Source organism: Alcaligenes sp. CHO6 (genome assembly GCF_037120595.1).
Lineage (GTDB): Bacteria > Pseudomonadota > Gammaproteobacteria > Burkholderiales > Burkholderiaceae_B > Alcaligenes > Alcaligenes ammonioxydans.
Genome location: NZ_JBANCI010000003.1, coordinates 263575 through 284381 on the forward strand (window position 1 = coordinate 263575; position 20807 = coordinate 284381).

Sequence of the window (20807 nt, forward strand, 5' to 3'; positions counted from 1 at the left end):
ACTCTCGATCAGCCCGGCGTGCGTTCACCTTGCGCATGCTGGCGATAACGGCTCAAAGACAGCCCGGTGTGGCGCTTGAAGTAGCGACACAGATACGAGGGGTCCCCAAAGTTGAGCTGATCGGCGATCTGCCCCATCGCCAACTGGCTGTAGGAAAGCAGCGCCTTGATTTCCAGCACCACTTGCCTGTCGATCAAGGCCTTGGGGCTGTCGTTGAAAAACTCTTTGGTCAGCTGGGACAGGTAAAACGGGGTGATATTGAGCGCATCCGCGTAAAACTTGACCTCACGATGCTGCCTGCACTGCTGTCCAACCCGCTCCCAGAACCGCCAACTGATTTGCTCCTTGCGGCTGAACGTCTTTCCGCCTTGATACTCGGGCGGAATCTGATCGGCAATCCGCAGAAAGAAATTCTGCAACTGATTGCGCAGCATGATGTGCTGATACAGCGTGCGGGTTCGCACAATCTCGCGCAGTTGCACCAGCCAAGCCGCCAGCAAGGCCCGGTCTTGTTGCGGGGGCACGCACAGTGGATGGTCATGCAGGAACACAAACAAGGCATTAGGCAATTGATACGCCACTTCTGACGCCAGGCTCTTGGGCATCAACAGGAAAAACACCTTGAAACCGCGCGAACGCTTTTTCAGCAGCGCAATCGTGTCCTCCGCCAAAACCAGCACATCATGAGGCCGTACAGGCTGATCCTTGAAGTTCAGGCTGATCAGAGCGTGGCCCGACAGGCAGATCATCAAGGTCATATAGGCATGACCAAAAGACAACGGCATGCCCATGCTGTCAGCCAGCGTTGTCTCGCCCGTCAGCCAGCCGTCTTGGGTGCTGAGTAATTGTGGAGTGTGATGCATGATGTTGTCCTGCTCTTTAGCACTCGGCACCCTGCAAGACTTGCTAAAAGTACCGAAACTACCAAGGTCCTGCTCTGTTCGCTCACGCCGCCCGCTTCTATTCTGTTTTCTGCTTCATTGTGAGTAAAGAAAATGACACTTCAAACAGAAAGACTCATTTTACGCCCCTGGCAGAACAGCGACGCCGAGGATTTGTATCTATACGCCAACGACGAGCGAGTCGGCCCGATTGCCGGTTGGCCTGCTCATACCAGCGTTGAGGAAAGTGCCGAAATTATCCGCACAGTTTTCAATATGCCCGAAGTGTATGCCGTCGAACACAGAGACAATGGCCGGGCTGTTGGATGCATTGGCATACTGATCGGCAAGAACAGCAACTTCAAGCTCAGTGAAGAAGAAGGTGAAATTGCCTATTGGATTGGCGTCCCCTACTGGGGTCAGGGCTTGATCCCCGAGGCCGTGCGCGAAGTGATGCGACACGCGTTTGAAACGCTGAAACTGAACGCACTGTGGTGCGGCTACTTTGCCAACAATACCCAATCACACCGTGTGCAGGCCAAATGCGGGTTTCGCCATCACCGCACCGAGGAAAACAAATACAACCCGTTCCTGCGAGACTACCGGACTGAACACATCAGCCGCATTACGGCCCAGGAATGGCTGGCCTTGCCCAAACAACAGGCCTAATCCCAGCCACCACCCTCCGGTCAGCTGGAATCGGCATCCTGGGGCTGACTTACACACGAGAACAGCTCCTGGACTTCTTCGATGCTCAATGTCAGACCCAATCGTGACTGCAAGCACTCAGCCCAGGATGTCGCCCATCAGAAACACGACACTGCCCATGGCAAACAGGCTCAGGGCAAGCAGAGAGACGGCCGACGGGAAGGTGCCGGTAGTTTTCAGATTACTCATGACAGATGTCCCAACAAATTACATCGCCTTAGGCCACTTGCTGGGTCAGCAAGGCCGCAAGGTACATGCCCAAACCGAAAATCGCGTGTGTCAGCAAACTATGCAAACGATGGGTCCAAGGCGTAGGGGTACGCGACGCAGCCAATGCCCCGCCGCCAACCATACGCAATGTCCGACATTCCCGCGCTTGCTGAAAGCCGCTGCGATCCGGGTCAGGAAGAACAAGACCGGCAGCCCCAGCGAGGCAGTGTCGCGTCTGGCCAAACCTTTGCCGGGCAAAAAACCACCAGCCATCACAAGCTGAGGCTTCAAGACCGTAAAAGCCTCCCCCTATAATGAGCAACTGTCGCGCCACATCCCTTTCAACTGGGCAGATGCCGCCATGCAGCGTTTCCCCCGCGACACATCTTCAAGCTATTTCTGTGAGGAGCCGTCTGAATGACGAGCACAAAGTCAGCAACTGAGTAAGCCGCAACAAGCTCTTGTCTTGTTGCGGCGCTCTGTACTTCCAATCCCGCTGATTGATAACAAACAGACGCCGCCCGATTCCTTTTTTCGAGTGGTAATTTTGTTATGTCTTGCTCACGCTCTTCCTGGGCTCATACGCTGCCAGCCGCCTTGCTGTTGATGGCGCCTTTTGACATCCTCGCGTCCCTGGGGATGGATATCTACTTGCCCGTCGTACCGGCCATGCCGGAGCTTCTGGGCACGACCCCAGCCCTCATCCAGCTGACCCTTAGCCTGTACATGCTGCTATTGGGTGCGGGGCAACTGATCTTTGGCCCTCTGTCGGACCGCATAGGCCGACGACCAGTTTTGCTGGCCGGAGCCGCGCTGTTCGTGCTGGCCTCAATCGCCGCCGCCTTATCCAGCACCGCCTGGGCTTTTGTAGGTTTCAGAGTGCTGCAAGCACTGGGGGCCTCGGCCACCCTGGTGGCCTTGTTTGCCACCGTACGCGATGTCTACGCCGATCGTGCCGAAGGGGTGGTGATCTACGGCCTGTTTAGCGCCATCCTGGCATTCGTACCCGCCTTGGGGCCTATTGCAGGTGCTCTGATTGCCCGTGCGGGCGGGTGGCAGGCCATCTTCCTGAGCCTGGCCGGAATGGGTCTGCTGGCCTGGCTCCACGCGCTGTTCCGTTGGCAGGAAACTCGGCCTGCCAAACCACTACATTCACAACAGTCCGCGCTGGCCGTCTTCAAAAGCCCAGCCTTTTGGGTCTATACCCTGGGTTTCTCCACCGGGATGGGGACATTTTTCGTCTACTTCTCCACGGCCCCACGCGTCCTGATCGGACAAGCGGGTTACTCAGAAATGAGCTTCAGCCTGGCCTTTGCCAGTGTTGCCCTGGTGATGATTGCCACCACCCGCCTGTCCAAAACCTTTGTGGCCCGCTGGGGAACCGCCGGGAGCCTGAAGCGCGGCATGGGCGTGATCCTTCTTGCCACCCTCTTGCTGGCAACCGGGCAGATCTTGCTGGAACCTTCCTTTGCCAGCTTTATCCTGCCCATGTGGCTGGCCGCCATCGGCATTGTGATGACCGTATCCGTCACCGCCAATGGCGCCTTGGCTCAATTCAACGACGTGGCCGGCTCCGCCGTGGCGATCTACTTTTGCGTGGAAAGCCTGATCGTTAGCGTGATCGGTACGTTGGCAGTGACCTTATTGGATGGGGATACGGCGTGGCCGCTGGTGGTGTTTGGACTAGGGATGAGCAGTGTGGTGTTGCTTGCTTTGATGTTGCTGGAGGCAAAGAGCAAACGCGAGGTTTGAAGATAAAAAAGGGAAGGTTTTCGGTATGCCTTCCCTCCATTTGGATCACCCGCCGCCACTGTTCATGAGTAATCTCAGGAGCGAGCTACGGCGGACAACAATGCAATCAAGCGTCCCCATGTCCGTAATCCCAGTTCCAAGAACACATAAGGACTGGGATTACGGGCATTAAGTCAGCAAGCCGTCCCCAAACTCAAGTCATACGTCACCCAAGCGGTTGCCTGAGCCAGACCATCGTATAGCCTTCGCGCCTGGGCATTGTCCTGCGCCGTAATCCAGCGCAGGAACGGCCAGCCTTGCTCCTTACCTGCCTGGGAGACTGCCTCAATCAAACGGCGGCCCAGCCCGCCGCCTCGCTGTTCCGGCAACACAAACAAGTCATCCAGAAAACCAGCCTCCTTGCCCAGCAAGGGCTCCGGGAAAGGACGGTAATGCGCCAAACCCAGCAGCACACCATTCGCCGTAGCTACCACCTTCCCCTGCAAAGGATGCTGCACATCCAGCAGCCAGGACCAGGTACGAGCCAGGATCTCTTCATTCATGGGCTCTTTGTAAAACTCGGCGTACTGCCGATACAGTAGCTCCCAAGCGACCCGGTCTTGCGGCTGCAAATCCCGGATCTGAATACCACCGGCTATCGGCTGTTCTGCACGGCTAGTCATGCTTGTGTTCCCCTGTCGCTTACCATGCTGTTGCAAGGGCAGGCTGCGCCTGGTGAGAGGCAAAATGTGGCAGCACATACTCAGCCAACTCCTGGATAATTTCCGCCGCCGGTCGCTGCGCAAACTGAATACCCAAAGCAGCATGATTCACACCGGCTGCCTGCCATTCTTCCAGCAAGGTGATCAGCCCCTTGCGCCCGGTACGCAGTGTAAAACCACCGCGCAACGGTGTGCGTGGGTAATCGGGGTCATCCACCAAATCCAGCCATTCATTGGTCATGTGCGGACGGAAACCGCCATCTGGAATCCGGGCGCGCCAAGCCCGAATTTTGGCAGCCAGCTTTTGCGGACCTAGCGGTGTATGTGTGGCTTCCGGATAGGTCAGCCAACCATCGGCATGTTCGGCGATCCATTCGGGCGACTGCCCCGAGGAGCTGGTGACAATCAAGGGAATGGAGCCATGCACAGGCTTGGGTAACAGCTCTGCGGTATCGAAGCGACCTAGCGGAGAGTCGATATCCAGTTGCCCCGCTTGCGTTAGCTGACGGAAATAGCTGACAGCCTGCGCAAAACGCTCTGCCCGTTCGGCCCGCTCCACGCCATAGGCGGGAAACTCCACGGGTCTGTCCCCGGAAGCAATACCCAGCACCAAGCGCCCACCGGACAACTGATCAATGGTGAAAGCGGATTTCGCCAGGTCGATCGGGTGACGCAGGGAGAAAATCGTGCTGCCCGTAGCCAAGGCCACCCGCTTGGTGCGAGCAGTCAGAAAAGCCAGGTAAGTAAAGGGGTCGAACACCTGCCCCGCATCTCCGAAACTGGGATCATACAAGGGCACGTCACGTACCCACACCGCTGCAAAATCCTTGCGGTCTATCTCCTCTAGCAGCGCTGCCTGCCCGGCCAGCACACTCATATCGCCTTGATAAAAACGCAGAGGCAGAAAGATCCCCATGGTCAGACGACCCGGCGCAAACATGCGGCTATAGCCAGGGTGATTGGCAAAGGCAGGGAAAGATGCGCCTTGAGTCAGGCTTGTTTCAATCGTCATGCTGTTTTCTCCTCAGGCGCCAGTAGCAGGTTCAGGCAAGGTGATGCCTTTACGGACTGCGGGGCGTTGGGCCACGCGATCATGCCAGGCACTCATGTGCGGGTACTGGCTGAAATCAAAGTCGATAATCCGCGCAATATGCATCCAGCCAAAATGCGCAATATCGGCAATGGAATAGTCCTGTCCCGCCAGATAAGGATGGTCTGCCAAGCGTGTATCCAGCACGGTGAACAGATCATTCACCAGACGGCGGTAGCGCTCGATGGCGGCCGGAATCTTCTCTTGCGCGAACAGCTCGAAATGCACGCGCTGGCCCAGAATCGGCCCCACGCTGGAGGAATGAAATTGCAGCCATTTGATCGTTTCCCAGCGCTGAACAGGATCTTTTGAAAGCAATTGGCCGGTTTTTCCCGCCAGATACAGCAGGATCTCGGCGGACTCGAACAGAACAACAACTGTTTCATCATCCGTCATCACCGGGATACGCCCATGTGGATTCAGGGCCAGAAACTCCGGCTGCTTATGCTCATTCGCTTCGATACGCACGTGATGCAGGCGATACGGAAGTGCCAGCTCTTCCAGGGCGATGGTCACCTTAAAGCCGTTAGGCGAACTATCGGTGTACAGATCAATCATGGCGTGGCTCCCAAACAGAAAGTTCGCTCTTCTTTTGCATATAGATAAGCTAAACTTTAAAAACGATTCAGAAGCCCATTTTCCCCATTTAGATAGCCAAAGAAAAACGATTAAATCTGCTTGATAGATTTAGATAAACTAAATCATGAATCCTGTCTTTCCTTTACAAGCTCTGCGCGCCTTTACCGAAGTCGGACGCTACGGCAGCATCAAGCTGGCCGCCCAGGCACTAGGCGTAACCTCGGGCGCAGTCAGCCAGCAAATCCGGCTGCTGGAAGACCGCTTGGGCGTGACACTGTTTGTGCGCAGCCACCACAAAATGAGCCTGAGTCAAGCAGGTGAACAGGTCTACCCTGCCCTGCTGACGGCGTTTGACCAGATCGAACAGGCCATGCATACGCTGGAAGCCACCAAGCACAGGAAGACACTGACGATCAGCACCGTGCCTTCCTTTGCCGCTTCCTGGCTGATTCCCCGGCTGGCCGATTTCAAGCAACGCCATCCCGATATCGAAATCCGTGTGGAGGCGTCCCCCACGCTGGTGGACCTGCGTCGCGACAAAGTGGATATCGCCATTCGCCACGGCTTGGGCGTATACCCCGGCTTGCAGGCCGAGCCCTTGATGGCCCCTGTCTTGCTGCCTGTAGCCAGCCCTGCGTTGCTGCAAGACAAGCCAGTCATTCAGGAGCCAGCAGATTGCCTGGAGTGGCCACTGCTACAAGATGCCGACCGGGCCGACTGGGCGCTTTGGCTGTCTGCCCACGGGGTGGAGGACGATGCACGCGCCGATAGAGGCACAGCTTTTGAGGATGATTACCTGCTGATACGCGGCGCGATTGCGGGCCTGGGACTGGCTTTGATACCGCAAGAATATGCGCAAGATGAAATAGCCGCAGGCCGCTTGGTGCAAGTGTTGGACAAGCCCTGGCCAGCCCGCTTTGCCTACTACCTGGTGACCTTGCCCGATACGAGGCAAAAAACAGAGGTCCGTGCCTTTAGTGATTGGATAAGCGAGCAAGCCCATTCATAGCAAGGTAACCAAGCTTCTTCCTGCTGCTGTGGTGGTAACAATGACCGCTATCGCACAGCGGTAGGGAGATACAGACAGCACCTCATCGCTTCCCAATCCAGTCTCTGTAGGACCCCCACTTCAACAGCCCTCATGGCCACGTCCCCCGGCTCCAGACATTGAAAATCCGCCTGACTTCCAACAAGGAAGCATATGATTTTTTTTGAAAAAACCCCGTCCCAAAAGGACGGGGCCAACCTCAACAAGCAATTGAAAAACTCTTAAGGCAATTCCACGGCCACCGGACCACGGGGACGGGAACAGCACAGCAAGACTTTGCCCTCTGGCACAGGGTCCAGAGGCTCTTCAAAATAATCGACCTCGCCCGATACCAGGGTGCACATACAGGTATTGCACAGGCCCGCCCGGCAATTAAAGTCCGGACTCAAGCCCGTTTCCTCAGCCAGATCCAGCAGGGAAGGACAGTCCTCATGCCATTGGGCCTGACGACCGTCGGGCAGGAACGTCACGGTTTGCGTCGCATCCACGGCGGTTTCCGCACTGGTTTGCGCAGCAGCTTCAGTGATGGCGGGGAGCAACGCCTGCTCTGCGTTCACCCCTGCGGCGCTGGAGACCACGGCCGTTTGCCCCTCAGGCTGAACCGTGCTGGCGGCAGTATCGCCAGCCAGGGTGTTTTCCAGCACCGTGGCCGGGCCAAAAAACTCGTAGTGAATGCGCTCTCGCGTCACTCCCAGACTACGCAGAACGCCGTAATTGCTCTGCATGAAGGCACCAGGCCCACACAGGTAAAACTCGTAATCATCCAGCGGTAGCCAACGCTGCAACTGCTCACGGGTAATCAGTCCCGCCACATGGTGCAAACCGGCTTGTACGTCATCTTCAGTCGGGTTGCGATAGCAGAAGTAAAGTTGCACGCCGTCACGCTGTGTGGCCAGTTCACGCATTTCATCCGCAAAGGCATGAACCGAGCCGTTATCGCAGGCGTGAATCACGTAGACCTTACGCTGACTGCGTTTCAGCAAACGATGCAGCATGGCCAGCAAGGGAGTCTGGCCCACGCCGCCACTTAGCAGCACCACAGGCCGCTGGCTGCTCTCGTCCAGCACAAACTCGCCAAGTGGCCCTGCCGCGCTCAGCACATCACCTGGCTGCACCTGTTGATGCAGATAGGAGGAGGCCAGACCATCGGCCACGCTTAACCCTACCGGGGCCTTCTCGTGTTTGACGGAAATACGCAAGCGGTCCGTGCTGTCGGGGTCCCCCGACAGACTGTAATTACGCAGCACGGTTTGTCCGTCAATTTCCAGACGAAACACCAGATACTGGCCTGGCTGATAAGGCGGCATCACACCGTCCACCGGGGCCAGCACAAAGGAGGTAATCACATCGCTTTCACGCTGTTTTTCCAGAACACGGTAATCCCGAAAACGGCGGCTGGCCGGGGATGCAGTGGACGCAGATGAGGCAGTCGGGCTCATGACGCTCAAGCCGCCGGGGTCTCGCTGGCGTCCGTCTGCTCGGCCTGGATCAGCTGGCTAATCTTGCGACGGAAGCGCAAGGGGCCGGAATCCAGCGGCAAGTCCAAGGCAGCGGGACGCTCTTTCAGGGCTTTATGCACCTCTTCCAGAACCACTTTGTCTTCCAGGAACGCATGGCGCACGTCTTCGTTGAAAATCTTGGAAATGGCCTCGTCATCCGGGCTGAAGTTGCGCAGCTGGAACCAGAAGTAGCGGGTGTGTTCCTCGTCGATGGGGGTCAGGAAGTTATAGGAGTCCATCAGGAAAACGTCTGGGTGGTACTCGCTGGGCTGCTCGGTGGCGGCACCGGCAGGCAGGAAGATGGCCTTGATAACGGCCAGCGACGGGAAGCGTACTTCGTATTGCTGCTTGCGGTCGCAATTGCCTTCAAATTTCACAAACTGCTTGTAAAACGGCGCAACTTCCACGTTTTTTGACCAGCGCGAGACCGTCACGCCATTGTCCTCAACCTTCACCGTCAGGGGCAGGCCGATGATGTCGGGGCTACCAAACGAGCTTTGGTGTACCCAGGATACGTGCGAGGGGTCCAGCAAATTGTCGGTGACGTACAAGTAATTGCAGTCCAGTTCCATGGCATCGCCACGATTCACGCCCCATTCGGGATTGTCCCACTCGGGGATATCAATCAATTTGGACGGGTCTGCCAGCGCAGGGTCCCCCATCCAGACCCAGACCAGACCATAACGCTCCGCACAAGGATAACTACGTACCACCGCACTTTTAGGAATTTGCGCCACGCCGGGCGCCTTGGTACAGGAGCCGCTGCAATCAAAGGTCAGGCCGTGATAGCCACACTCCACCTGATCACCAATCAAGCGACCTTTGGACAAGGGCAGACGACGGTGCGGACAGGAATCTTCCAAAGCAACCGGCTGGCCGTCTTCTCGACGGTACAGCACCAGATTTTCGCTAAGCATACGCACGGGCAGCAAGCTGCGGCCAAGCTGCGCAGCTAAAGCGCCAACATACCAAGCATTACGTACAAACATGGTTTACTCCCAACTCTGAATGCGACGCATGAAGGCGAAACGCATCCACCCATGCTCTATGTGTCTTTGAAGAATGCCGAGCCAAGGCCCAGGATCATCATAAACGCAATTAAATTCAGGCTACTATCCATTTCGTTTAGAATTTCTAAACCTAAATGACTGTTCTGAACGGGGCCTACCGATCATGGATACTTTGCCTCCCCTACGTGCCTTGCAAGTCTTTGAAACGCTGGGCCATAGCCAAAGCCTGCAAGAAGCCGCCCGACGTCTAAAAATTACACCCGGTGCGATCAGCCAGCAATTACGGTTGCTGGAACAGTCGCTGGGCTGCAGCTTGACCTACAAGGAAGGCAAGCGCCTGCGGCTGACGGCGGCCGGGGTACGCTTTCACGAAATTTGCACCCAGGCTTTTGAGCTCCTGCGTGACGGCCGGCAAGAAATGGAGCGGTCGCGCAATACCAGCCTGTTATCCATCAGCGCCCTGCCATCCATGCTGAAAACCTGGATGGCCCCGCTGGCATTTCGATGGCAAGAGCACTATGACCCAGAACTGACGCTGCATCTGAAAGGCAGCCATGCCGAGCCTGATCTGGAAGCAGAACAGATTGATTTTCGGATTACCTATGGGCAAGCAGCCGCCCGCCCCCGCAGCTTTACCGAACTGTATACCGATCGAGTCGTCCCCGTCTGCAGCCCGCTTCTGCTGCAAGGGCAGGCTCCGTTGCGGCATCCACGTGATCTGCTGAACTATCCGTTGCTGTCCTCGGACTGGCAGCCGCGCTTTACCTCGCCACCGTCCTGGCGAGACTGGTTTGAATCGCTGAGCGTCGACCCCGGCGAGCTGCCCTTGGATCGCTTCCGCGTTTTTTCGCTCTCGCATATGGCTTTGGAATGCGCTGTCGCCGGTCAAGGGTTTGTTTTAGCCCAATGCTCGATGATAGAAAAAGAAGTCCGCCACGGGCAGCTTATCCTGCCCTTCTCCCATTCCTTACCCCTGCCCTGGCCCTACGTGTTGACTCGACGGGCAGGCGCCTTTGAATCGCCCCATAGTCAGGACTTTCACCGCTATTTACTAAACCGGGCTCGACAACAGGAGCAGATCAATCAGGAGATTCTGTCCCGGGCGTTAGCCTAAGTCCGCCGCCGACAGACGGTTTCAAGAGGGCTGGGTTGAACCGGCCCAATATAGGCAAGCGACTTACCGGCCAGGATGCGGGGTGATCCAGCGGCCTGATCTGGATGGACGGGTCGGGCTGCGTTGCCGCTCAGTCTGGGTAGACTTCCTTTCCTCCAATTCACCGAAAAAAAACGTGTTGCCGGCCCCACAAAGGCTGGCAACACGTTCTTGGCTTCGTCAGCAACGACGGTACGGTTTAGGCCACGACTGCCGCCATCGACTCCGCAAAATAATCAACGTTGGACTGATTCAGGCCAGGCACGCTGATGCGGCCCGATTCCAGCACGTACACGCCATAATCGTCACGCAGCTTCTGAATCTGCTCTTTGCTCAGCCCGGTGTAGCAGAACATGCCTTGTTGTTTGACGAAATAGCTGCTGTCGTACTGGGGCGCCAGTTCTTTCAAACGCTCGTGTACACGCTTGCGCATGGCCGCGATACGCTGACGCATGGTTTCCACGTCAGCCGACCATTCCGCCAGCAAGGTTTCATCCGACAAGACCGAGGCAATCGCCTGACCACCATGCGAGGGAGGATTGGAGTAAATGCGACGTACCACCGCTTTCAACTGCCCCAGAACACGATCTGCTTCATCGGCGCTCTGGCACACCACCGACAACCCGCCGCAACGCTCGGAGTAATAGGAAAAGTTCTTGGAAAACGAGTTTGCCAGCAGGAAGCTCAACCCGGCATCCACCATGGCACGTACGGCAAAGGCGTCTTCATCCAGACTACGACCAAACCCTTGATAGGCCATATCCAGGAAAGGAATCAGCTTGCGCTGCTGCAGCACAGGAATCAGTTGCAGCCACTGCTCATCGCTCAGATCGGCCCCGGTGGGGTTATGACAACAAGGATGCAACAAGACAATGCTGTACTCGGGCAGCACGGAAATGTCCTCCATCAACCCAGTGAAGTCCAGACCGCGAGTGGCTGGATCGTAGTAGCGATAGGTATGGGTACGAATGCCCGATCCCCGGAAAATGGAGTGGTGGTTATCCCAGGCCGGGTCACTGATCCACATTTCACTCTCGGGGTAGGCTTCGTGCAAAAAGTCGCCCCCGACTTTCAAGGCGCCGGAGCCACCCAGTGTCTGAATGGTCGCCACACGTCCTTCCTGCAGCACCTTGCTATCGGCACCAAACACCAGCTTCTGTACAGCGCTGCGGTAAGAAGCCAAGCCTTCAATAGGCAGATAGCCACGTGGCTGGCCCTTGGCGGCCCATTGCTCTTCAGCGCGGCGAGCCACGTCCAGCAGGGGCAGACGGCCTTGCTCGTCGTAATACAGACCAATGGTCAGGTTAACCTTGCGATCGCGCGGATCGGCGTGAAATGCCTCATTCAAGCGGAAAATCGGATCGCCACCATAGGCCTGCAAATGCTCAAACATGCTTGTTCCTTGAAAAATTACGGTTCTGGGCCGTCCGGTTGGTCGACGGTCTGTCCAAATATGCATTGACCTTATACCTTGGGCCTGCTTTAGCCACTATATCGGGGATCTTTTGGCAGCACCTGAGCATGCGAGCGATGCGTGAATGCCTCATCAGACTTGTCCCCCCTGACCAGGCACCGCACCTGTTCTTGTCTAGTCGGTGCAGGCAACGCATCGCGCGCCTCCCTATCTCGCCTTGGGTCAGTCGGATTCAAGGGACATGAAGGCATGATGGCGGTCGCGTTGCCCGGGCCTTGCCAGCAAAGAATATACATGGCTTTTTCGCGATGCAGGAAGCCTCGTCAGCGCTGGGCGGGGTTTTGCCCGACCTGCCGTTCCTATGTCACCGTATTGTCATATGCAGATCCTGCTCAAGACCGTTAACATGAGACTTTCATCGTTTCCACACAGGAGTCCGCCGTGCCCGTATCGTCGCTGCCCAGTCCCGTATCCTGCCCTTTAAAAGGGGCCAGCAATTTCCGTGATATTGGCGGCTATGCCACGGACTCCGGCTCTTTTCGTAAAGGTCGTGTCTACCGCTCGGACCATCTGGCAGATTTAAGCCAGCAGGATCTGGACATCCTCAAGGAGCTGGGCATTGCGCGCTCCCTGGATTTTCGCGGGGCGCACGAGCGCAAACGTTCGCCTTACCAGTACAGCTTTTTGACCAGTCACGCCCTGACAGTCGAACCCACCGTCTTACCCGATTTTCTGGACATGCTGGCTCAAGGCCAGGGGGATGTGCAGGCTGCGCACGCCACGATGAACAAGACCTACACCGAGTTCGTAACCACCCATGCCCGCACCTTTGCCCAGGTCTTTGATCAACTGCTGCAAGCCGATACGCCCGTGGTGATGCACTGTACGGCCGGGAAAGACCGGACTGGCTTTGCCGTGGCCTTGTTGCACCGCGCCGTTGGCGTCCATCCAGATGATGTCATGCATGACTATCTGCTGACCAAGCAGTTCTTCCGCCGCCCCGATCTGCCTGATAACCGGGGTATCCGCGACGAAGTACTGGATATTCTGTGGGGTGTTCAGCCCGAGTTTTTGGAAACCGCCTTCAAGACGATTGATGCTACCCACGGCAGCCTGGATCGGTTTTTCCAGGATGCCTTGCAGCTCAGCCCCGCCCGACGCGAGGCCCTGCTGGAACGCTACGTCGCCTAAACCACCCTCACGGAGGTCGCGGGCAGTTCCCAGTGACCTTCCAGACTCAAGGCCGGTCCCAGCACATTGCGCCAGGTTGGCAGATCATGCATTTGCGTGAACAAGGGCATGCAATAACGCGGCTGCACCATATCCACCAGCCAGCGCAAATCGGACAGACGGGGATGCACATTCCAGCACAAGGTGTGAGTGCCGCGCGGCGCGTGCGGGGCGACATAGCCAGTGTGTATCAGCAAGCGGCTGCCGGGCGCTGTCTCCGGGTCCAGGGAGTGCAGCCGATGCTCCCGGATCAGCTCGCCCGCTTTGCCCTGACACCCGTCCGGTTCGCCGGCCAGCACCAGGTGAGCATGCGGATCAAAGGCGGCAGCACGCGGCATGAGCTCGCGCAACGCCTGTTGCACCCCAGGCAATAACAGGTCACTGCTCTGACTGATCATGCGGGTCAGGTTTTCATAGCAGGACGCATCCATGCTCCAGTCCTCGTATCCTTGCTGCTGACGCCACAGGGCAATCTCTATTGCCCGGCCCGAAGGCGGCACCGGCAACAAGGCGGGATGAGACTGTAACAAGGATTCCAGAATGCTCCAGGCCACATGATGCGACTGGTCGTACAAACCGTAAGAGGCGTCCAGTAAAGCCAGATGCGCAGGTGGTGGCAAGTCAAACGGAAACAGCAGGGATTCGCAGGAAAAATCCCCGCTATAAAATAGCCCGCCCCCCACATCCAGATGCAGCCAGACACCTCCCAGCGCGTGGCCGGACAAGCCGGTACGCACAGCAATATCACCGATATAGGTCGTGCCGCGCGTGGGCAGCTCGCGCCAGGTTCGCCCGGCAGGCAAACTGCGTGCGGTGGAGGCGGTGGCATAGACAGGAATATGCTCGGGCAGCTGGGACAGCGCGCCGATATGGTCCTGGTGATCATGGGTGACCAGGATGGCATCCACCTCCAGTCCGTGATACCAGTCGCACGCCTGCCCGGGATACAGCGGGCCGCCTGCATCCAGCAGGAGTCGCAGGCCACAGGCCTGTACAAGGATAGCGGCGGGCGCCTTGCCTCCATAACCGCTCAACACCGTCACCTGGGTCTGGTTCATGGTCCTTCCCCCACAAGGCCGTGTGATCCACACATCGCCAAGCCACACCCGGCATCCTGCTGTGTCGCAGGGCTAAGCACCGGGCACACAGGCAAAGCATCGATTAGCGCAATAGGCCGCAGCACAGGCTGCCGGACAGAAAAAGGCATCAACTTAAAGAACCAGAGTCACCGAAGTGCCCTGCCTTAAAAAGACTACGACAGGCTCAGGTTAAACAAGAGTTCTTTCAGCCCTGTTACAGTTTTATGGCAGTTCGATGGCAGTGTGGGCTCGCGGACAAAACCGGCAAAAATAAAAAAAAGAGCGCCAACATCAGCGCTCCGAAAGTGGGGGAACAACAAACAGGATTTCAGACAATCAAAGGCGTCAGGAACACAGCCAGCACCACCGCAGTCAGCAAGCGCATCACGATGCCCAAAACAGCCGCTACCATGACCTCCTTTTCATTCAGATCCGAGCATTCGGCCCAGACCACGGGGATCTGCCCAAAGACCGCAGACAAGGGCAAGCCGGAGGACGCCAGTACAAACGAGCCCACCACCAACGACGGGTCCAGGGTCGAGGCAATCGCCTGCAATTTGCCCATCGCCAGGGTAGGGCTGACCAGCATGGCCAGCAAACCGGTTTCAGGGTGAATGTTCAAGGCCAGCAAACCACGCTCAAGCACCGCACTGATCGGCGCCCAGACGCCGATATGCTCAAGCAGGCCAATGACGCAAAACACCAGAGCCACTGCCGGGATCAGAATCAACAGCAAGAGCTCTACCCTTCCCGGGCCGCCTTGAACAACATGGGCGCAAAATCGATATTCGGCGTAAAGCGGGGGGCCGCGAGTAAATCCACCGAACGAACATTGCGGTAGACCAGGCGTGACAACAGCAGGGGGGACAGCAGCAAAGGACCGAAGATCGCAATCAGCACCACGGCAAAGACATTGACCCCCGCAAAGGTCAGCGCCATCATGCCCAACATGAAGGTCGAGAACGACTGTTGGGACTGCACCATCGTGGCCACTGCAATCTTCTGCTCGTCCTTGGTGGCCCCGGCCTGGCGCAACAAAGGTCCCGAGATACGGCCAGCCGCGTTGATGTCGCCAAAAATGTTGTACACACTGGGAATAATCACCGCTGGATTGATCCCGATAGCGCGCATGGCGGGCATAAAGACCCGCATCATGGCGTCGGTAAAACCCAGGCGCTCCAGCAGGCGTCCAATGATGACGCTGATAATGACCGCCACCCCCACCTGTCCGGTCAAGAACACATCCACCACGACCGGTTTGACCTTGTTGAGCACGGTATCAAAGGCACCGGACAAGGTAGCGGGATAGAAAAACAGCGTCAGCATGGCCAGGATCAACAAGCCCAGGCCGACTGCCTCAATACGCTCCAAAGGACGACGTCCCGCAGGCGCTACATGCACTACTTTGTCGATTTCTATTGTTTTGTTATCCATGTCTCTCTCCGTTCAGGAAGCTGGACCTACTGGAAGCTCAACACGTTCTTGCCCATCAGATGGGCGGTCGAAAAGTGCTGGGCGTAGTCGCGCAAGCGGGCGCCTCCTACCTGATGCACGGGTGTGGAGGTGACCCGGTCACGGAACATCACCACCTCGACACCCTCGAGCAAGGCGCTCAAGGCATAAGCCAGCGGCAGCCCATTTTCCAGAATTTCCAGCACATGACTGTTACCCACCAGGAAATTCAGGCCCAGCTCCCGAGCACACTCAATCAGTGCATGACCGTCATAAACCCGGCTGATCGACGCCAGCACCGTATCCACCCCCGGATTCTCGGCCACCGCCTGGCGCAGATGTTCGGGGCTGAAACCGGTATGGGGGAAAATATGCAAAATGCGACCCACCCGGCTGCTGCGTTCCCCCAGACGAATCGCGCCGCGGGTCAGGGTGCTGGTCTCCAGAATGCTCTCGTTGCCCTTGATGCGACGTTCCGCCTGCAATAGTTGATCCTCCAGATCCAGACCCATGAATCCGTCCAGGCGATCGAGCATATCGCCCAAGGTGCTGACCTCCTCCAAGGGTTCACCCACGAACATGACATTGCCATGAATGGCCCCGTAGGCGATATCGCTTTTTACGACTTTGTGACCATGCAGATACGCAATACCCGGATGCAGGCCGTGAAACGCCTCGTGGCATTCCAGCGCCGCCACGCCGTACAGGTCCAGATAATCCTTCAAGGTCACGCCCCCACAACTGGCCGCATCGGCAATCGGGTGGTGCGCGACAATGGCATCCACACCCGTAGCGCCAGCCAGCTCAATACTTAGCTCGGACATGGTCATGCACACTGCCACCTTGCGCACTTCCTTGTTGGGATCACCATGAATCAAGCCGGGTATCTCCAAGACTTCCTTACCGTAAATCCCCGAGGACTTCCAGATCACGAAGGGATGATGGCCGCACTTGACCTCATCCATACAGGACACCATGCGTCCCCCTGTGATTACATTCAATGCATCTAGCAAATCGGCTACATAGGCCATGATTTTGTCTCCAAATAAAAAGCCGGCCTCCGGCCCTGGGAATTCCCAGGGCCGGAGGCCGGCGGTATGCAAGCACTTCCTGTCGGCAACTTCCCCGAAGCAGGCCTGTCACGGCCTGAACCCGGCTCCGCAGCCCGATGCACACAGCACATCCGGCTTCAGAAGGAAGGACAACAAGACTGTCTACCAGTCAGCTTCTTTTTATCGATTTGGAATTCAGGGCGGCCGCTCACACCACCGCCACTGCATTCACACTCCTTTTTGCAACAACACCATGGTGGAAGACAACTGCGCGACGGCATCGTAGTCCTTGAAGATGGCCACAACATCCAACCCGTACTCTTCCACCAAAACCTGCTTCATCTCCTTTTTGAAGGCCTTGATCAAATACAGATCGGCCAGATCCGCAATATGCGCATTTTCCCGGCTCAGGGTCTGCAAAGCGGGCTGACGCTTGTGCACCGCCAACATGCTGATCCTGTCCTCCGTTACATCTATTTTCAGTGTCACGACACCAGATGCAAAAATACTGCTATTGATGCGGTTGTAATCCCGGGTCAGCGCCTGCTTGAATTCGCCTATAGAAGAAAAGCCTGCCATTCCCATTGCCTACCCCCAACATGCTTGAATTATTGTCGTTTTTCAGTGTGCAGCAACGACCTCCTGCGCCGCCTTGCCAAGCTGATAACGGCGATACGCCAGGCCAGCGACCGCAATATCCTCAATTGCCACACCCACTGATTTATACACGCAAATACCCTGTGCGTCGTAGCCCTGACCCGGGTCTAATTGCAACCAATCGCTGAGCTCGCACAACTTGCCGTCGATACCACAGTCCGGTGCCGCCAGAATCAAGTCTCCAGCCTCAGCCAGTGTCTGCTCCCCCCACTCCACCACAACCGTGCCCGCCCGCTCCAGACAGGCATCGTCCAGCTCCCGCGCAACCGGCAAACTGGAGCCGACCGCCGCCACAAAGCAGCCGGGCTTGAGTGTGCGTCCATCAAACAGGGGCTCCCGACTCCGGCTGGCCGTCACCAGAATGTCCGCCTGTACGGCGATCTCCTCAGGACGCATGGCACGCACCGGTACACCGCATTCCAGCTCCAGCTTGCGACAACGCTCCTCGTTCACATTCGGGCTCCAGACCAGAAGCCGACGCACGTCAAAAGCCTGACAAAACTGCATGGCATGCGCGATCCCTTGAGCGCCCAGACCCAGCACGCCCAGGGTTTGGGCTTGAGGATTGGCACCCCGACGCGCCGCCAACACCGAACAGGCTGCTGTGCGCCATTGCGTAATCGCACCGGCCTCCAGCGTGGCCAAGGCCTGACCACTGAGAGCATCAAACAACACGATGACAAAGTTGAACGCGCCCCGCACCGTCGTGTAGATCTTGGCCCCTGCCACCTGTTGGCTTGGTATGACCGCCCCCAGGGTGGACAGACGCGTCTCCCCCACCTGCGTGCGCACACGACGCTGCTGGGCCGCGCGCCCCTGTCCAAACTCCAGAAAGGCCTGCTCCAGCACACCCTGCACGGCGGCAGCGTCAAGCAGTTCATGGAGTTGCTGATCGGTCAAATGCAGCATGGGCGACTCCTCTTACCAGCTCACCGTGACATCGCCACGAACAAAGGTCTGGCACGCCATGCGAAAGCCCTCTGCCAGGTCCTGCTCCGACAAATGCTTGTGTTCTTTGGCCTTGACCTCATCCGTATTGTCCAGTCCTTCGGTAATACGGCATTTGCAAGTCCCGCAAATGCCTCCTCCGCACTTGAACGGTATACCGCCCCGCTCCCGGATTGAGACCCGCAGCAAGTTGCTGTTTTCTGCGGCGGACACCACTAAGTCATTGTTCGATGCAAATGTAATCTGAACCATATTCTGCTACCTCAGGATTGCTGCTGTGCCGGGGTCTGGTCCCCAGCCTGGTGACCGACGGCCTGACACTGACGCAACTCGGCCTGGATGCTGCCAAACTGCGTCAGCCCGGCCAGCTCTTCATAAGCCTGCTCGGCGGTTGCAAACTTTTCCATTTGCCGGGTAGGAATGTCATTGATCGTGCCGTTGGGCGTCTCTTCCACAATACGCACGCGCGACCCTTCCTGAATGCGCGCGATGGCAAACACCGCTTTGAAACGTCCCTGAAAATGGTATTCATACGCTGCCACCGTCTCCACACCCACACCCGGCTCCGTGCGATATTCCCCCGGCTTGCTGGTCAGTACCACATACATCACTGCACCTCCTGCATTTCAGCCTGCTCCAGAACAATGTCCTGCGTAATCCACAACTGGCAGGCCAGCCGCCAGCCCTGATCCAGGCGTTCACCCAATTGCTTTTTCTCTTTCCAGTTGGCGGCAGGCAGATGCTCGGCCCCGTCCAGCACACGACACGCGCATTTGGCGCACTTGCCCATGCCGCAACCGTAGGTCAAATGAGGAAAGGGGAATTGCTTGATGCCCGCCCTGACCACCAAATTCGTGTTCTCCTGCACTTCGCCCACATGAGTCTGGCCGTTTTTATGAAAAGTAATGGTTGGCATAAGACCTCCTGCTTGCTGCCAATGATGCGACCGGATTGCGAGCCCTGACCGCCTGAAAAACCAAGAACGGTATACCAAGTCAAAAAATGCGCTTTCTCCGCAACAGATTTCCTTAGTTTTAAACACAAATTTCTGTCAATTTGAGTAGAAACCCCTATTGCGGTATACTTAATTCAATTAAAACCTTAAACGAGACTGTCATGAAAACCCCCGTCGAACGTCGCTATTTGCAGCGTCCCGTCGGCGAGCAGTTGCTGCCTCATTTGGCTCAGCGCAAGCATCTGCGCCGTCGTATTCCACTCATCAATCTGCCCTCGCTCACTGAGCTGTTTGGTAGCCGAAAGAAGCGCGACCCCAAAGCGGCCCACGATCAGCTCCCGCACAACGCCTAGGCAAGAGAAGGCTCTGCCGCACGGGTATCGGACTGAAAGTTGAAGGCATCGGCATACATGAACTGCTCATTGGCACCATGTTCCTTGAACAGGCCACGTGCCTGCTCAATCATCACGGGCGAGCCGCACAAGTAGATGGCATGCTCTGACAGGTCGGGTTCATCCCGGCATACCTGTTGTTGCACATAGCCCCGAGCGCCTTGCCAGCTCTCGTCAGCATGGGAGAGCACCGGGACAAAACGGAACTCGCACAAGCGGTCCGCCCAAGACTCGATTTCCTGGGCCAGATACAAATCCTCGGGTCGGTTCATCCCCCAGTACAGGCTCACGGGCGGGCAATCTTCCTTGTCCAGCAAGGACTCCAGAATTGCCTTGATCGGTGCAATACCCGTACCGGTGGCCACCATGATCATGGGCCTCCAATCTCGCTCACGCCAATAGAACACGCCCAAGGGCAGTTCCAGTCGCAGTTCGTCTCCAGCCTTCAAGGCTGGCAGATGCACCTGGGTAAAACGACCGCCTTCCACTTCCCGCACATGCAGTTCAATCCGACCCTGTGCCGCATCGGCATTGGCCATGGAAAAACTGCGCGCACGCCCGTCCTCGAGCAGGATGTTCAGATACTGACCCGGACGAAACTGCACTTGCACGTCCTGGGGCAACTGCAAGGTCAAACGCCAGATTCCCTGGCACGCCCGCTCCACGCGATGAACCTGCGCCCTGACTTGCCGAGTTTCTGGCAGCTCATCACGATGGGCAGCCAGACTGATTTCAATATCGGCATCCAGTCGAGCCTGGCAGGCGGCGGCATGGCCCTGCTCGTGTTCTTCATCAGTAATGCTCATGGGCAGGCTGTCATCCTCGTAACACACCTTTCCGCGAGTGACCTGAATGCGGCATGTGCCACAGCCACCGAACTCGCAGTCGCTGTAAATACGTACGCCTTGGCGCTGGGCGGCCTGCAAGAGGGTCTCCTGCGGTTCTACCCAAAACTGCTCGCCCGTTTCCTTGATATCGACACGATGGGCCATGACCC

24 protein-coding genes are annotated in these 20807 nt (G+C 57.2%); 6 read left to right on the forward strand and 18 right to left on the reverse strand.

The window, feature by feature from the left end:
• Window positions 1–8: 8 nt before the first annotated feature.
• A complete protein-coding gene (locus V6936_RS13350; RefSeq protein WP_003805212.1) occupies window positions 9–863 on the reverse strand; it encodes an AraC family transcriptional regulator in 855 nt (284 codons plus the stop codon).
• 132 nt (window positions 864–995) lie between these two features.
• On the opposite strand from V6936_RS13350, the gene V6936_RS13355 reads away from it, so the two are divergent.
• Window positions 996–1550, forward strand: a complete 555-nt coding sequence (locus V6936_RS13355; RefSeq protein WP_336579995.1) for a GNAT family N-acetyltransferase — start codon at window positions 996–998, stop codon at window positions 1548–1550.
• 256 nt (window positions 1551–1806) lie between these two features.
• Here the strand turns inward: V6936_RS13355 and V6936_RS13360 are convergent, their stop codons facing one another.
• Entirely contained in the window at window positions 1807–1941 is a 135-nt protein-coding gene (locus V6936_RS13360) for a DUF2938 family protein (protein ID WP_003805223.1), read from the reverse strand.
• A gap of 410 nt (window positions 1942–2351) precedes the next feature.
• On the opposite strand from V6936_RS13360, the gene cml reads away from it, so the two are divergent.
• On the forward strand, window positions 2352–3551 hold the full coding sequence (gene cml / locus V6936_RS13365) for a CmlA/FloR family chloramphenicol efflux MFS transporter (RefSeq protein WP_003805225.1): 1200 nt from the start codon (window positions 2352–2354) through the stop codon (window positions 3549–3551).
• A 173-nt stretch (window positions 3552–3724) separates the two neighbouring features.
• Here the strand turns inward: cml and V6936_RS13370 are convergent, their stop codons facing one another.
• From V6936_RS13370 to V6936_RS13380, 3 genes are read right to left on the reverse strand one after another with little or no spacing between them, the layout of a single operon-like run.
• Complete coding sequence (locus V6936_RS13370; RefSeq protein WP_336579996.1) at window positions 3725–4213, reverse strand: GNAT family N-acetyltransferase; 489 nt, start codon at window positions 4211–4213, stop codon at window positions 3725–3727.
• Between the two features lie 19 nt (window positions 4214–4232).
• Window positions 4233–5264: an LLM class oxidoreductase gene (locus V6936_RS13375; protein ID WP_336579997.1), complete on the reverse strand. Its 1032-nt coding sequence runs from the start codon at window positions 5262–5264 to the stop codon at window positions 4233–4235.
• Between the two features lie 12 nt (window positions 5265–5276).
• A complete protein-coding gene (locus V6936_RS13380; RefSeq protein ID WP_336579998.1) occupies window positions 5277–5900 on the reverse strand; it encodes a glutathione S-transferase family protein in 624 nt (207 codons plus the stop codon).
• Between the two features lie 145 nt (window positions 5901–6045).
• Here V6936_RS13380 and gcvA point away from each other — a divergent pair, with 145 nt between their 5' ends.
• Window positions 6046–6930 carry a transcriptional regulator GcvA gene (gene gcvA / locus V6936_RS13385; RefSeq protein ID WP_131071074.1) on the forward strand — a complete coding sequence of 295 codons (885 nt, stop codon included), beginning with the start codon at window positions 6046–6048 and terminating at the stop codon, window positions 6928–6930.
• A gap of 260 nt (window positions 6931–7190) precedes the next feature.
• Here gcvA and V6936_RS13390 read toward each other — a convergent pair whose 3' ends face one another.
• Window positions 7191–8408, reverse strand: coding sequence for an FAD-binding oxidoreductase (locus tag V6936_RS13390; RefSeq protein WP_336579999.1), 1218 nt, complete (start codon window positions 8406–8408; stop codon window positions 7191–7193).
• 5 nt (window positions 8409–8413) lie between these two features.
• A complete protein-coding gene (locus V6936_RS13395; RefSeq protein WP_131071076.1) occupies window positions 8414–9457 on the reverse strand; it encodes an aromatic ring-hydroxylating dioxygenase subunit alpha in 1044 nt (347 codons plus the stop codon).
• 184 nt (window positions 9458–9641) lie between these two features.
• Between V6936_RS13395 and V6936_RS13400 the strand changes: the two genes are divergently transcribed.
• On the forward strand, window positions 9642–10592 hold the full coding sequence (locus V6936_RS13400; protein WP_336580000.1) for a LysR substrate-binding domain-containing protein: 951 nt from the start codon (window positions 9642–9644) through the stop codon (window positions 10590–10592).
• 238 nt (window positions 10593–10830) lie between these two features.
• On the opposite strand, the gene V6936_RS13405 is transcribed toward V6936_RS13400, so the two are convergent.
• Window positions 10831–12024 (reverse strand): amino acid aminotransferase, encoded by a 1194-nt coding sequence (locus tag V6936_RS13405; RefSeq protein WP_003805245.1) that lies wholly within the window; start codon window positions 12022–12024, stop codon window positions 10831–10833.
• A gap of 462 nt (window positions 12025–12486) precedes the next feature.
• On the opposite strand from V6936_RS13405, the gene V6936_RS13410 reads away from it, so the two are divergent.
• Entirely contained in the window at window positions 12487–13236 is a 750-nt protein-coding gene (locus tag V6936_RS13410) for a tyrosine-protein phosphatase (protein WP_336580001.1), read from the forward strand.
• On the opposite strand, the gene V6936_RS13415 is transcribed toward V6936_RS13410, so the two are convergent.
• The 9 genes from V6936_RS13415 to V6936_RS13455 all read right to left on the reverse strand — a co-directional run bounded on the left by V6936_RS13415 (window position 13233) and on the right by V6936_RS13455 (window position 19379).
• Window positions 13233–14333 (reverse strand): MBL fold metallo-hydrolase, encoded by a 1101-nt coding sequence (locus V6936_RS13415; RefSeq protein WP_336580002.1) that lies wholly within the window; start codon window positions 14331–14333, stop codon window positions 13233–13235. The two genes, V6936_RS13410 and V6936_RS13415, sit on opposite strands and share 4 nt — an antisense overlap.
• A 349-nt stretch (window positions 14334–14682) precedes the next feature.
• Complete coding sequence (locus V6936_RS13420; RefSeq protein WP_336580003.1) at window positions 14683–15090, reverse strand: hypothetical protein; 408 nt, start codon at window positions 15088–15090, stop codon at window positions 14683–14685.
• A 5-nt stretch (window positions 15091–15095) separates the two neighbouring features.
• On the reverse strand, window positions 15096–15788 hold the full coding sequence (locus V6936_RS13425) for a hypothetical protein (RefSeq protein WP_336580004.1): 693 nt from the start codon (window positions 15786–15788) through the stop codon (window positions 15096–15098).
• Between the two features lie 26 nt (window positions 15789–15814).
• Window positions 15815–16837, reverse strand: a complete 1023-nt coding sequence (locus V6936_RS13430) for a Nif3-like dinuclear metal center hexameric protein (RefSeq protein ID WP_059318325.1) — start codon at window positions 16835–16837, stop codon at window positions 15815–15817.
• A 249-nt stretch (window positions 16838–17086) separates the two neighbouring features.
• The gene (locus V6936_RS13435) at window positions 17087–17437 is read right to left on the reverse strand and encodes a DUF2294 domain-containing protein (protein WP_131071079.1); all 351 of its coding nucleotides are present in this window, start codon (window positions 17435–17437) and stop codon (window positions 17087–17089) included.
• 42 nt (window positions 17438–17479) lie between these two features.
• Complete coding sequence (locus tag V6936_RS13440; RefSeq protein WP_336580005.1) at window positions 17480–18424, reverse strand: ornithine cyclodeaminase family protein; 945 nt, start codon at window positions 18422–18424, stop codon at window positions 17480–17482.
• Window positions 18425–18436: 12 nt separating this feature from the next.
• Window positions 18437–18715: a 2Fe-2S iron-sulfur cluster-binding protein gene (locus V6936_RS13445; protein ID WP_003805258.1), complete on the reverse strand. Its 279-nt coding sequence runs from the start codon at window positions 18713–18715 to the stop codon at window positions 18437–18439.
• Between the two features lie 11 nt (window positions 18716–18726).
• Window positions 18727–19071: a hypothetical protein gene (locus V6936_RS13450; RefSeq protein WP_059318082.1), complete on the reverse strand. Its 345-nt coding sequence runs from the start codon at window positions 19069–19071 to the stop codon at window positions 18727–18729.
• Window positions 19071–19379 (reverse strand): 2Fe-2S iron-sulfur cluster-binding protein, encoded by a 309-nt coding sequence (locus V6936_RS13455; protein WP_003805261.1) that lies wholly within the window; start codon window positions 19377–19379, stop codon window positions 19071–19073. The genes V6936_RS13450 and V6936_RS13455 overlap by 1 nt, the downstream gene beginning before the upstream one ends.
• Before the next feature lie 200 nt (window positions 19380–19579).
• Between V6936_RS13455 and V6936_RS13460 the strand changes: the two genes are divergently transcribed.
• On the forward strand, window positions 19580–19771 hold the full coding sequence (locus V6936_RS13460) for a hypothetical protein (protein WP_131071081.1): 192 nt from the start codon (window positions 19580–19582) through the stop codon (window positions 19769–19771).
• On the opposite strand, the gene V6936_RS13465 is transcribed toward V6936_RS13460, so the two are convergent.
• Window positions 19768–20802 (reverse strand): 2Fe-2S iron-sulfur cluster-binding protein, encoded by a 1035-nt coding sequence (locus V6936_RS13465; protein ID WP_059318081.1) that lies wholly within the window; start codon window positions 20800–20802, stop codon window positions 19768–19770. The genes V6936_RS13460 and V6936_RS13465 overlap by 4 nt on opposite strands.
• Window positions 20803–20807 lie beyond the last annotated feature (5 nt).